Annotated in this window: 10 protein-coding genes; 3 read left to right on the forward strand and 7 right to left on the reverse strand. The window is 62.1% G+C overall.

Features of this window, described 5'->3' with window-relative positions; genetic code table 11:
• Positions 1-90: 90 nt before the first annotated feature.
• The 6 genes from Q7T36_RS17325 to ahpC form a co-directional block, all read right to left on the reverse strand.
• Complete coding sequence (locus Q7T36_RS17325) at positions 91-1,470, reverse strand: carboxypeptidase-like regulatory domain-containing protein (RefSeq protein ID WP_304851751.1); 1,380 nt, start codon at positions 1,468-1,470, stop codon at positions 91-93.
• Between the two features lie 117 nt (positions 1,471-1,587).
• Positions 1,588-1,917, reverse strand: a complete 330-nt coding sequence (locus tag Q7T36_RS17330; RefSeq protein ID WP_304851753.1) for a hypothetical protein — start codon at positions 1,915-1,917, stop codon at positions 1,588-1,590.
• A 154-nt stretch (positions 1,918-2,071) separates the two neighbouring features.
• Positions 2,072-3,376: an acetyl-CoA C-acyltransferase FadI gene (gene fadI / locus Q7T36_RS17335; RefSeq protein ID WP_304851756.1), complete on the reverse strand. Its 1,305-nt coding sequence runs from the start codon at positions 3,374-3,376 to the stop codon at positions 2,072-2,074.
• Between the two features lie 112 nt (positions 3,377-3,488).
• On the reverse strand, positions 3,489-5,069 hold the full coding sequence (locus Q7T36_RS17340) for an HD domain-containing phosphohydrolase (RefSeq protein ID WP_304851760.1): 1,581 nt from the start codon (positions 5,067-5,069) through the stop codon (positions 3,489-3,491).
• Positions 5,070-5,132: 63 nt separating this feature from the next.
• Positions 5,133-6,680 (reverse strand): alkyl hydroperoxide reductase subunit F, encoded by a 1,548-nt coding sequence (gene ahpF, locus Q7T36_RS17345; protein WP_304851763.1) that lies wholly within the window; start codon positions 6,678-6,680, stop codon positions 5,133-5,135.
• 92 nt (positions 6,681-6,772) lie between these two features.
• A complete protein-coding gene (gene ahpC, locus Q7T36_RS17350; RefSeq protein ID WP_304851766.1) occupies positions 6,773-7,351 on the reverse strand; it encodes an alkyl hydroperoxide reductase subunit C in 579 nt (192 codons plus the stop codon).
• 239 nt (positions 7,352-7,590) lie between these two features.
• On the opposite strand from ahpC, the gene Q7T36_RS17355 reads away from it, so the two are divergent.
• Genes Q7T36_RS17355 through Q7T36_RS17365 form a run of 3 tightly spaced genes read left to right on the forward strand, consistent with a single transcriptional unit; the run spans position 7,591 to position 10,936 of the window.
• The gene (locus tag Q7T36_RS17355; protein WP_304851768.1) at positions 7,591-9,315 is read left to right on the forward strand and encodes a thiamine pyrophosphate-binding protein; all 1,725 of its coding nucleotides are present in this window, start codon (positions 7,591-7,593) and stop codon (positions 9,313-9,315) included.
• On the forward strand, positions 9,315-10,148 hold the full coding sequence (locus tag Q7T36_RS17360; protein ID WP_304851771.1) for a citryl-CoA lyase: 834 nt from the start codon (positions 9,315-9,317) through the stop codon (positions 10,146-10,148). Before Q7T36_RS17355 ends, Q7T36_RS17360 begins: the two co-directional genes overlap by 1 nt.
• Entirely contained in the window at positions 10,145-10,936 is a 792-nt protein-coding gene (locus Q7T36_RS17365; RefSeq protein ID WP_304851774.1) for a hypothetical protein, read from the forward strand. The genes Q7T36_RS17360 and Q7T36_RS17365 overlap by 4 nt, the downstream gene beginning before the upstream one ends.
• 40 nt (positions 10,937-10,976) lie before the next feature.
• On the opposite strand, the gene Q7T36_RS17370 is transcribed toward Q7T36_RS17365, so the two are convergent.
• A complete protein-coding gene (locus Q7T36_RS17370; RefSeq protein ID WP_304851776.1) occupies positions 10,977-13,100 on the reverse strand; it encodes a TonB-dependent siderophore receptor in 2,124 nt (707 codons plus the stop codon).
• Positions 13,101-13,132 lie beyond the last annotated feature (32 nt).

Below are 13,132 nucleotides of genomic sequence, written 5' to 3' on the forward strand. Positions count from 1 at the left end.
GTCGGATGTGGTATGGTTTTACCGAAGTGAGGAATGACTCATCACGGGCCTTCTCAATAGGCCCGCGATGAGTCCTGCAGCAACCGTCAATCAGACGCCGGAAGGTATCTTCAGCACCCACTTCGACGGCAAGGCATTCACCGAGGTGACCGAGTCGTTCAGTGAATAGGTGGTGCCATTGATGGTGACAGTGGCATTGTAGCTGTAGAAGCTTAGATCAGGCTGCAGCTTGAGGACGGCCTGGCCTTGGGCATTGAGGATGGCGCTGAAAAAGCTGTGTCCGGCACCGGTTCCTTCCGACATGACACTGACCGTAGTTGAGCTCGGAGCCGTCTTTTCCACGCCGTTGTCAAGATAAACCACCGTGATGGTTTTCTGGACGGTCTGGTACAGGGTGACGTCCATGACGGCTTTGCCGTTGACGACATCATAGCTGTAGCCGCTGCCCACCAGGTTGCCCGACGAGGCGATGACGCTGATGCTGCCAGGTGCGACAGAAGCAAATTCCGCAATACCTGCGGCATTGGTGACGCCACGGCTTTCCGATGCTGCGCCCCCATTGCTGTTGCTGGAGGTGATGACCACCTGCGCACCCGGGACGATGGCCCCGTTCTTGTTCTTGACCGTCACGGCGAACGGAATCGCGTTGGGGATGGCGCGGTCCAGATTGTAGCTGGAGAAGTGGCTGACGGTTGCCCGATAGACCACCGGATTGACGGTGGCATCGCGGGCGGCGGTGCCTTCATGAACCCATTTTCCGGTTGTCTCGTTCAGGGACCACAGATCAATGGTCGGTGTGCCCGGATCAGCGCCAACGGCCACCGGAATGGCGATATCCGCCGTTTTTCCGGCCAGCAGGTTACAGGTCTTTCCGACACCGCAATTGATGTCCACGGTGACATAGCCAAAACTTTCAATGGCGGTATCGGCTCCGCCGCCGGTATTGCCGACGAAGAGGCCCGGGAATTTGTCCGTGTAGTTCCTGTCAGACGGCACGGCGCTGGTGACATCCACCGTGGCGTTATCAATGACGTTGTTGTTGCCGTCCACAATGCTGCCCGCCGGCAGAGCCACGGTGGCGCCCCGGCCGCTGTCGGCGGCTGTCGGGTTGGCGCTCATGCCGGTCAGGACATTGCTTTTACCAACCGCTTGCAGGGTGAAGTTCAGCGGCACGGTCTGGCCGTTGGCGAGAGTGACAACATCAAAGGTCTTCGCCAGTCCGGTTTTGGCAGCGGCCACCTTGAGGTTGGCGGCAGGACTGACCGCCAAGGTGTACATGCCCAGTGCATCGGTAGTGGCGGTGGCCGTGCCGACGGTGATGGTGACCCCGGCAATCGGTACACCCAATGAGTCGGTAACAACGCCCTGAATCTGAGTAGCGGCACCGCCACCCCCGCCGCCCCCACCCCCGCCGCAACCGGCCAGAAGTGTCAGGAAAGCCATACTCAGCAGCGTTTGCTTGATCTTCATAGTGAACCTCTTGTGGGTCATTGACGGCTTCACGGGAACGCGAAGCCCTATAATCATTATAATTCTTGTGGTTAATATGGCAAGCCGATTCCTTGACTAGCGGGGCTGGACGGGCGATCAGTACTTGTAGATGACGATCACGAATTTTTCGTTGTGGGCGAGGGTGTCTGCCTTGGCCACCGCATGCTGCATCCATTCCGGGTATTGCGGGAACAGGTTGATGAAATCCAGGATATCCGCCTTGGAGGCGAGTGCACCGTAGGAGTCCATGTCCAGCTTGCGGCCCTGATAGTCTGCCGACAGCAGGATGTCACGCGCTTCGTTGAACTGGGTGACGCCGTTGGCGAGGCCGATCTCCAGGATTTCCTCCGGGAGCAGCTGGGTCTGTTCATTCCAGTCGAATTGCGGGTCTTCGGTATTGCCGATGTAGAGGTTGTAGGTGGACATGGGGTAATTCCTGTTCCCTAGAGTAATCCCTCCATCATGCTACTTGCCGGCCTGCTTGGAAAGGGGTGCGTGCCCGCTGTAGGTCGGGCTTCAGCCCGACAACCACCCTTCGATCGGAGAGTGTTGTCGGACTGAAGTCCGACCTACTGGCAGGTTATTCCGTCTCCAGCACCATCGCTGCGCCAATGCCACCCGCTGCACAGGCCGTCGTCAAGCCGATGCCGCCGCCGCGACGCTGCAATTCATAAAGCATCTGCATGATCACCCGCGCCCCGGTCGCCCCGAACGGGTGGCCGTAGGCCAGCGAGCCGCCGTTGACGTTGAGCAGGCTGCGGTCCACATCGCCCAGCGCCCGGTCCCGGCCGATCATCTCCTTCAGGTAACGTGCATCGTTCAGTCCGCGCAGGTTGCAGGCCACCTGCCCGGCAAAGGCTTCGTGCATGTCCACCAGCGTCAGGTCGCCCAGCGCCAGCCCGGCGCGGTCCATAGCGATGGGTGCGGCCAGCACCGGGCCCATCAGCAGGTCGTCGTGCGGGTCGCGGGCGGCGAAGGCGTAGGAGCGCAGGTAGCCAAGGGGTTTGTAGCCCAAGGCTTTGGCCTTGGCTTCGCTCATCAGCAGCAACGCACCGGCACCGTCGGTCAGCGGGCTGCTGTTGCCCGCGGTAACCGTGCCCTTGCCGGAGGTGTCATAGACCGGCTTCAGCTTGTCGTAATCAGCGCGGTTCGATTTGGTGCGGATCAGGTTGTCCTGTTTCACCGTGGAACCGTCGGGCAGGCGCACGCTCATCACCTGACGGTCCATGCGGCCCTCGGCCCAGGCGCGGGCGGCGTTGCTGTGCGAGGCATGGGCCAGATCATCCTGCTCGGCGCGGCCGACACCCCATTTCTTCACCATCTTTTCGGTGCTTTCGCCCATGGTCTCGCCCACCGAGTATTCGGTGATGGAAGGCCGTTGCGGCAGCAGGTCTTTCGCCTTCAGTTTGGCCAGCAGGCGGATCTTGTCCTTGGTGGTCTTGGCGAAATTGATGTCGCGCAGCGTGGCGCTCAACTGCGCGGACAGCGGGATGCGCACGCAGCTGGTGGAATCGGTGCCGCCGGCGATGCCGATGTCGGTGTATCCGGCCAGGATGTTGTCGGCCAGGCTGGCGGTGGTCTGGAAGCTGGTGGCGCAGGCGCGGGTGATCGAATAGGCGTCGAGCTTTGAGTAGCCGCAGGCGAGGGCGATTTCGCGGGCAATGAACGGCGCTTCCGGAATCATCACCGTCATGCCGAACACCAGTTGCTGCAGGTCAGCCGGGTTGAGGTTGTTGCGGCTGACGATTTCCTTGACCACCAGCACGCCGAGGTCGATGGCGTTGAGGTCGCGGTAGTGACTGGCGATGCGGGCGAAGGGGGTGCGGACGCCGTCAACGATGGCGACGCGGCCGTTCTTGCCGGTGTAGGGGATGGCGGTGGTCATGATGTCGTCCTCGGGCGGGTTTCCAGTAAGTTGGACGAGCGTATGGTGATTGCCAGTGAAGGGCTATGGCTGGGGCGACGGGGATGAGCCGCGCCTTGGGCCAACCCGGCGGTTAATCCTCAATGGTGTAGCCCTTTTCAAAAACCCGCAGGCAGGCGTCCACTACGTCGGCATCCAGGCTGATGCCGCGCTGGGCGGTGATTTCGGCGAGGGCGGCTTCAATACCCAGGGCAGGCCGGTACGGGCGATGCGACGCCATGGCTTCCACCACATCCGCCACGGCCAGAATCCGGGACTCCAGCAACAGCGATTCCCCGCGCAGCCCCGAGGGGTAACCGGTGCCGTCGATGCGTTCGTGATGCTGCAGGATGATCCGGGCAATCGGCCAGGGAAAGTTGACCTCCTTCAGGATATTGAAGGCGATGCCCGGATGTTCCTTGATCATGCTGAATTCCGTGGTGGTCAGCCGTCTCGGTTTGGAAAGGATCTCGGCCGGGATGCTGATTTTACCCAGATCGTGAATGGAGGCGGCCAGGTGCAGGCCGTGGGTCTGGTCGGCGGGCAGGCCGAGTTCGGCGGCAATGCGGGAGCAGATGGCGGCCACCCGTCGCTGATGGCCGGCGGTGTAGGAGTCACGCTCTTCCACCGTGCTGGCGATAACCTGGATGGTTTGCTCCAGACTCTGCCGCAAGCTGACCTGGTACTCGATCTTGGCGATGGCGGTCTGCAGGGCGTTAATGCCAAAGGCCAGGTCGGCCGCGATTTCCAACAGTAATTTCCGTTCGGGTTCGGACCAGATGTCGCGTTTGCTGTTATAGAGCGTCAGGCAGGCCATCTGTCCGTCGGGCAGGCGGAAAGGGATGGCGATCACCGACTGATAGCCGCGTTTCAGCGCCTCGTCATGCCAGGGCAGCATGGCCGGATCGGTCGGGATGTATTCGGCGAACTGGGCCACGCCGGAACGGATGGCGCGTCCGGTGGGGCCATTGCCGCGAGGGGTTTCCGCACAGCTGATGTGCGCCAGCGCCAGATAGCCGTCATCGGCCCCGAAGCAGGTAATGATATCGACGGGTTGGCCGGGGCCGGGATTGCCCACGCCGATCCAGGCCATCAGGTAGCCGCCCGTTTCCACGGCAATCCGGCAATATTCATCCAGCAGGATTTTCTCGTTGGCGGAGTGGAGCAGGGCGACATTGCTTTCACTGAGCATTTTCAGGGCGCGTGTCGTGGCGCGCAAGGCGAGTTCCGCCAGGTGCCGCTTGGTGTTGTCGCGGATGTTGCACTGGATGACTTCAATACCAGCGCAGTCGTAGACATTGCTGACGAATTCGACGGAATAGCGGGAGCCGTCCTTGGCGACCAGCGGCAGGTCGTCATAACGGATATAGCGTTTGATCTTGAGCTGGGCAAACGCCTCGATGTTCAGCAGAGTGTCCTTGAACGCGCCGATTTCCCAGATCTTCTTGCCCAGGAATTCTTCATGCGTATAACCAAGCATGCTGACCAGATAGGGGTTCACGTCTTCAATCTGGGCGCTTTCCGCATTCAGCAGCAGAATGCCGTCCTTGGCGCTTTCGAACAGGCGGCGGTAGCGCATTTCTGAAACCCGCAACGCCTCGTTGATGGCCGATATGGCGGGCGGGATACCGGTGTCAGCGGCCGGGTGTTCCTGATCGGAGAGGAGGGAGGCCATGATGCTGATTATCCGGGATGTAATGGTCTGACTGTACTCCTTTCCCCTAGTAATTGACGGATTTTACACCCCCTGCCGTATCAAATAATCAAACGCCCCCAAAGCCGCCTTCGCCCCATCGCCCATGGCAATGATGATCTGTTTGAACGGCGAGGTGGTGACATCCCCGGCAGCAAACACGCCCGGCAATGACGTTTGGCCGCGCGCATCCACTTCAATCTCGCCGCGCGGACTCAGCGCCAGCGTCCCCTTCAGCCAGTCGGTGTTGGGCAGCAGGCCGATCTGCACGAACACCCCCGCGAGGTCGAGCTTGTGGCTCTCGCCGCTGACACGGTCGGTATAACTCAACCCGGTCATCTTCTGGCCGTCGCCATGCACTTCAGTACTCAACGCCGAGACGATCACCGTCACGTTCGGCAGGCTGTGCAGCTTGGTTTGCAGCACTGCATCGGCGCGCAGTTTGCTGTCGAACTCGATCAGCGTCACATGCTCCACGATCCCGGCCAGGTCAATCGCCGCTTCCACGCCGGAGTTGCCGCCGCCGATCACCGCAACGCGCTTACCCTTGAACAGCGGGCCGTCGCAGTGCGGGCAATAGGCGACACCGCGTCCGCGATACTCTTTCTCACCGGGCACATTCATCTCGCGCCAACGCGCGCCGGTGGCAATCAGGACAGTCTTGCTGCGCAGGGTCGCGCCGTTGGCCAGCTCCACATTCACCAGCCCGTCTGCGCTTAGCTTGACCGCGCGCTGGGTGTTCATCAGGTCCACGTCGTAGGCCTTGACGTGCTGTTCCAGCGCCGCCACCAGCTTCGGGCCTTCGGTTTCCTGCACCGAGATGAAGTTTTCAATGCCCATCGTATCCATCACCTGCCCGCCGAAACGCTCGGCGACGATGCCGGTGCGGATACCCTTGCGGGCGGCGTAGATGGCGGCTGAAGCTCCGGCCGGGCCGCCGCCGACGATCAGCATGTCGTAGGGGGCCTTCTCGCTCAGTTGCGTCGCCACCCGGGCTTCCGCGCCGGTGTCGGCCTTGGCGAGGATTTCTTCCAGCGTCATGCGGCCTGCGCCGAATTCCGCGCCGTTCAGGTGGACCGTGGGTACGGCCATGATGTTCTTCGCTTCCACTTCCTGCTGGAACAGCGCACCGTCGATCATGGTGTGGGTGATCTTCGGGTTCAGCACCGCCATCAGGTTCAGCGCCTGCACCACGTCCGGGCAGTTGTGGCAGCTCAGCGAGATATAGGTGACGAAGTTCAGCTCGGCGTCCAGCGCTTTCACCTGTTCGATCAGCGCCGCCTCCACCTTGGGCGGGTAGCCGCTGACCTGCAGCAGCGCCAGCACCAGCGAGGTGAATTCATGGCCCAGCGGGATTCCGGCGAAACGGACGCGCGCTGCTTCACCGCGCCGGGCGACGCAGAAGGAGGGCGCGCGTTCATCGGCGCCGCCGGTATGAACGACTATCTGCGTCGTCAGTTCGGCAATTTCATGCAGCAATTCCAGCATCTCGGCGGACGCCGGGCTGTTATCAAGGGTGGCGACCAGCTCGATGGGGCCGGCCAGCCGTTCCAGATAGCCTTGCAGTTGGGCTTTGAGGGTGGTGTCGAGCATGATCGTCTCCGGGAATTTTGGGTAAAACATCCCCTTAGGGGCGCACTGCGTGCGCCCTTGGGGGCAGAACATAGGGGGTTTTTACGTGTGGATCAGATCTTCCCCACCAGATCCAGCGACGGAGCCAGCGTCTTCGCGCCTTCCTTCCACTTGGCAGGGCAGACCTGGCCGGGGTTGGCGGCGGTGTACTGGGCGGCCTTCAGCTTGCGCAGGGTCTCGGACACGTCACGGGCGATTTCGTTGGAGTGCACTTCAGCAGTCTTGATCACGCCGTCCGGGTTGATGACGAAGGTGCCGCGCAGCGCCAGACCGGCTTCCTGGATGTGCACGCCGAAGGCATTGGTCAGGGTGTGGGTGGGGTCGCCGACCAGCGGGAAAGTGGCCTTGCTCACGGCCGGGGAGGTTTCATGCCACACCTTGTGCGAGAAATGGGTGTCGGTGGTGACGATGTAGACTTCAGCACCGGCCTTCTGGAATTCGGCGTAGTTGTCGGCGGCGTCTTCAATTTCCGTGGGGCAATTGAAGGTGAAGGCGGCGGGCATGAAAATCAGCACAGACCATTTGCCTTTCAGGTCGGCATCGGACACGTCGATGAATTCGCCCTTGCCGTTGCGGTTGACGAAGGCGGTGGTCTTGAACGGTTGCACTTGGGTGTTGATCAAGCTGCTCATGGTGTTGCTCCATTGGGGTTTGGGGTATTTCGACAAACTCAGGATAGGGTGATCAGGGTGTGATGTAAAATTGATTATTTGTTAATTATTGATAGTTAAAATCTATTGAATAGAGAAGGAACATTTCTTGCAATCAGCCGTTGAAGCCGGGGGGCCAAACTTCTACTCTAGGGCGCGCCATTCCCCCATATCAGCCATAAAAATCACACCGGGAGCGATTCACTCCAGGGAGAGAATCCATGATCGAAAACGGCGATCTCATTCTGCATTACCTGCAACGCCTGGGCGTCAAGTATGTCTTCGGCGTACCTGGCGGCAGCATCGAGCCCTTTTATAACGCGCTGGCCCGCAGCGAGCGCCGCGGCGGGCCGCGAGCCATTGTGGCCCGCCATGAAACCGGGGCCGCGTTCATGGCCGACGGTTATGCCCGCGAAACCGGCCGCATCGGCGTCTGTTGCGCTACGGCGGGGCCGGGGGCCACCAATCTGGTGACCGGCGTCGCCTGCGCCTATGCCGACGGCATTCCGCTGCTGGTGCTGTCCGGCCAGCCCGCCATCGAGAAATTCGGGCGCGGCGCGTTGCAGGACGGTTCCTGCACCGGCATCAACACCGTGGAAATCTTCACCCACTGCACACGCTTCAACACGCTGGTGTCGCACACCGCCCAGCTGGAGCCGAAGCTGCTGCAGGCCATCAGCTATGCCATCAGCAACCGCCCCGGACCGGTGCATCTCAGCATTCCGCTGGACGTGATGCGCGAGACCATTGAACCCGGTGAGGACAAGGGCCAGTTGCGCGCCTTCATCAACCATGAGGTGACGCCCAGCCAGGAGGCCATGCATCTGGTGCTGAAGGAGCTGGCCGACAAGGAGAAGGTGACGGTGGTGATCGGTGAAGGGGCGGCGGGGGCCATCGACGAGATCATCGCCCTGGTGGAGTCGCGCAACTGGCTGTTCGTGACCACGCCGCGCGCCAAGGGCTTGGTCAATTGCTTCCACCACCGTTACCGGGGTGTGTTCGGCTTTGCCGGTCATGAAAGCGCCCGCGAGGCATTGCAGCCCGAGAATGCCGAGCGGGTGGTGGTGGTCGGCACCGCGCTCGACGAAGTGTCCACCAGCGGCTGGGACACCAGCGCCATCATGTCACGCCGCCTTATCCATCTGTCCAGCAATGCCGAGCATCTTAGCCGCTCCTTCCTGGCGCGGCTGTGCATCCTCGGCTCCATCGAACTGATGCTGAAGCCCTTTGCCGAATTGCTGGAGCGCACTCCGTTGCGCAAGGGCGATGTGCTGCTGCACGACGACGACGGCCTGCCGGCGATGATTGATCTGGCCGACCGCGAAAAATGCCTCGCCGACAGTGGTCCGGTGAAGCCGCAGGCGCTGATGACCAAGGTCAGCGCCCTTTGCCCCGACGACACGCGGGTGCTGATGGACAGCGGCAACAGCTTCCTGTGGGGCATCCACTACTGGAATTGCCGGCGGCCAAAGGACTTCAACCGTCACCGCAGCCTGTTCCACATCGGCATCGGTTTCTCGTCCATGGGCTGGGCCATCGGGGCGTCGGTGGGTGTCGCGGCCGGAGCCAAAGGCGCGCCGGTGGTCTGTTTCACCGGCGACGGCAGCATGCTGATGAGCGGGCAGGAAATCACCGTCGCCCTGCAGGAAAACCTCAATGTGCTGTTTATCGTGCTCAATGACAGCTCGCTGGGCATGGTCAAGCACGGGCAGCAGATTGGCGGGGCGGAACGGATTGGCCACGAACTGCCGAAGATCGACTTTGCGCTGATGGCGAAGGCGATGGGGGTGGAATCCTACCGCATCGAACGCTTGTCCGATCTCGATAAAATCGACATTCCCGGTATCGTTTCCCGCCCCGGTCCCTGCCTGCTGGATGTGATCGTTGACCCCGAAGAAGTGCCGCCGATGGGCGCACGCATGAAAGTCCTGACCGGAGCGCAGTGATGAGCGAAGCCACGCAACCATATATCAGCCATATCTGGGCCGAGGAAGCCGAGCCGGACAATCCTTTTGAGGCGAAGGCCTGTTACTGCCATGGTTATGACGTTTATGGCGACCTGCTGGGCAAGGCGGGATGGGCGGAATCGCTGTACCTGTTGTTTCGGGGCGAGCGCCCCTTACCGGCACATAGCCGGTTGCTGGAGCACCTGTCGGTGGCGCTGATGAATCGCGGGCCGCGTGACCACAGTGTGCGGGCGGCCATGAACGGCGGTGTCGGCGGCAGCGCGGCGGCCACCTCCCTGATGGCAGCCCTGGCGGTCGGGGCGGGGCAGTATGGCGGTGCGCACGAAGTGTTCCACGCGGTGAACCTGTGGCAGACCTGCGGGCAGGATCTGGCGGCCTGGCAGACCGGTCTGCGCGCCCTGCTCGACAACAAGGAAGTGGATATCTGGCTGCCGGTTGAACATGCTCCCGGCTTCGAGCCCAACGGGGTGAGTTGTCCCACGCCGGTCCGGCAAACGCTGGCGGTGCTGGCGGCCCATACCGGCGACGGCGCATTGCGCTGGCTGGGCGACAACCGCGAAGAGCTGGAGGCCTTGGCCGGTTGTCCCCTGGCCATGACCGGCGTGGCCGCCGCCGCCCTGTTTGATCTGGGTTTCACGGCGGAACAGGCGGAAATGCTGTTTCTGCTGCTGCGCCTGCCGGGCGCGGCAGCCCATGCGCTGGAACAGCAGGCGCTGGGCTGGCGCAAGTTCCCCTTCATCGGTAGCCGGGTGGAGCTGGAGGATGATCCCGGCGCCATGGGCGTGCCGACTATCGAGGGCCTGGAACCATGACATTGCAAACCCTGCTGGACCACGAAAACACCTGGCCGACCCGCATGGGCAAGGCCTTCCTCTGCGAGCGGGTCGTGATGCGCGGCAAGGACCTGCACCACGAACTGGGTAGTTGGGACTGGTTCAAGATGTATTGTTTCAGCATCACCGGCCGTGAATTCACGGACAACCAGTTGAAGCTGCTGAACTGGATCTGGCTCGCCACCAGTTACCCGGACCCCTCCATCTGGCCCAATCATGTGGCGGCGCTGGTCGGCACGGCCCGCAGCACCAGTTCCATGGCGCTGGTGGCCGGGCTGGCGGTGTCGGAAGCTTCCATCTACGGCCGTCGTCCGGACCGCAAGGCGCAAGACTTCTTCTACCGCGCCGGGGCGGCTGTGGATCAGGGCATGACTGTCGAGGCTTTTGTTGATGAAGAAATCCGGCAGAAGAAAACGATTTACGGCTATGGCCGCCCACTGGCCCGCATCGACGAGCGCATTCCCCATACCCTGAAGCTGGTAGCCGAACTGGGGCTGGATCAGGGCCGGCATCTGGCGATTGCGCTGAAGGTGTATCACTACCTGAAGTCGACCAAGGGCTTGTCGATGAACATCGCCGCCATCAATGCGGCCTTGTCGGCTGATCTGGGGCTGAGTTCGGAGGAACACCAGTTGTTCCTGACGCTGTGCTTCGTCGCGGGGATGCCGCCTTGCTACATTGACGCCCGCGACCGGCCGGCGGGAGCGTTCTTCCCGTTGCGTTGTGACGGCATCCGCTATGAAGGTGCGCCGCGCCGGAGTTGGTGAGGCAGGAACGCCGGGGGCCGCCAGGCCCCGGCGTGTGTTCTCAGAAGCTGTAGCTGATCTCCCCGTAGACGCTGCGTCCGGCCATGGGCAGGTCCTGCGGAAAATGCGGCACGGTCAGCGGCGCAATAGGGCCGGGGCTGGGTTCGCGCACGTCCTCGTCCAGCAGGTTGCGCACCGACAGCGCCACGGACAGAGAGTTCCACAGCTGTTTGCGGCGCAGTGTGATGTCCACCGTGGTGTAGGCGTCCAACGCCGGGCGCGCATCGCCAGCGGCCCGTTTCTGCTTGCCGATCCAGGTGACTTGCGTATCCAGCCGCCAGAACGGCGCGAAAGTCCACTCACTGCGGCCATAGGCATCCTGGCCTGGTGCTTCACCCACATCGGCCTTGGTGTTCTGGTCAGTGGACTTCTGATACGAGTAGTTCATCAGCAGCCGCAGGTCGGGAATCACGGTGTAATCCATTTCCAGCTCGATGCCCTTGCCGGTGCGCCGACCCACGTTCTGAGCCTGCGTCACCCCGCCGCCGCCGGGCACGAAATTGATCATGTCCTTGATCTGGTAATAGAACAGGTTGGCGGTGTACAGCAGGTCGGCGGCGGCATGGTGCGAGAAGGCCAGTTCATAGGTGTCAATTTTTTCCGGATTCAGGTTCGGGTTGCCCAAGGCGACCGGGTTGCTGGCCGCCGCCGACTCCACCAGCGCGGGCGCCCGGAAGGCGCTTCCGTAGAGCAGCCTGGTGGTCATCTTGTCGTTGGTGGCCCAAACCAGGGCTAGTCGGGGATTGGTGGAGTCGCCAAAGTCCGAATAATGGTCGTAACGGACACCGGTGGTCAGCTGCCATTTGTCCGCCAGCTTCCATTCGTCCTGGATGAAAGCGTAGGTGTTGGTGCGTTGCGCTTCGGGCAGGAAGGTTTCCGCTGTGTCGCTGACATCTTCCAGTCCGCCCGGACGGGGGTTAAAGGCCACGGTGAAGTTCTTGGCTTCCGTTACTTCGTACATGTCGCCCCAGTAAAAGCCTGTCCCCAACCGCACGCGGTGGGTATCCCAGCCCTTGTAGAGGCCGCTGAGGTCAAAACGGGCGTTTTCTTCCTTGAACTCGGGGTTGCCGATGAATCCGTTCGGGAAAGCGCCGCCAAAAGCGCCCTTGGGGAACAGCACCATGTCCTCAGTCACCTGCATGGTGCCCCGGTAATAGCTGGACCGGGCTTCAAGGCCCCAGTCGGGTGTCAGGTCATTGCGGGTGTAGGTATAGTCGGCGTTGACGCGTTGGCTCAGCAGCTCTCCTTGCGGGTCCAGCGTTTGCGCCGTGCCCAGTCCGGTGCCCAGATGGTAACGCCCCTGGAAGCCGCTCCGGAACCGGGAGTGGCCGTGAACCACATCCAGTCGGGCGTCCAGCATGTCCTTGCCCATGTTGATGGGGCCGGGCGCCAGGGAGACGGCCGGTGCGCCCCCTGCTCCGTACACGGTATCCAAGGCTGTTTGCTGGTCAGCCTGCACCAAGGCCTTCCAGCCATTCGTGGTTTCCGCTTCCAGTGTCAATCCCACATCAAAGCCGCCGTAACGGCCGCCGTGTTCCATCCACACGGATTGGGTATCAAAGCTGCCGGCCCGCGCACCGGCAATGGTGTGCGGCTGGTCGTTGCCACCGTTGCTGTCGCGGATATCCTGCCCGGTCTTGGTGATGATGTTGATCACACCCGAGAAGGCGTCGGCTCCGTACAAGGCGGAACCGGGTCCGCGGATGACCTCGATCCGGGCGACCGACTTCACCGGCATGCCCGACCAGACATTGCTGCGGTTGCCGGTGAACAGGCTGGTGATGGGAATGCCGTTGATCAGCACCAGTGTCTGGGCGTTGTAGCTGGAGGTGATGCCGCGGATGTAGAACTTGGGGGCGGCAATCTGGTCGCCGCGCCCCACGTGCAGGCCCGGCACCGTTTCCAGCGCCTGGTCGATATCGGTGGCGCCCATGGCGGCGATATCGTCGGCGGTGATGACGGTGGCGATGGCGGCGGCCTTGTCCAGCGGCGTTTCCGTACCGGAAGCGATGGTGGTGATGCGCACCTTCCCCAACTCCTCCAGCGACAGGTCCCAGAGATTGTCAGCGAAGACCGGGGCCTGCAACAGGCAGACTGCCAACGCCGGCGGGAGATGAAGGCGCATGGCACGGGCTTTTCTTGTCGTTTTCTGGCTGT

Origin of the sequence: Fluviicoccus sp., from assembly GCF_030646115.1 — a bacterium.
Taxonomy (GTDB): Bacteria; Pseudomonadota; Gammaproteobacteria; order Pseudomonadales; family Moraxellaceae; genus Fluviicoccus.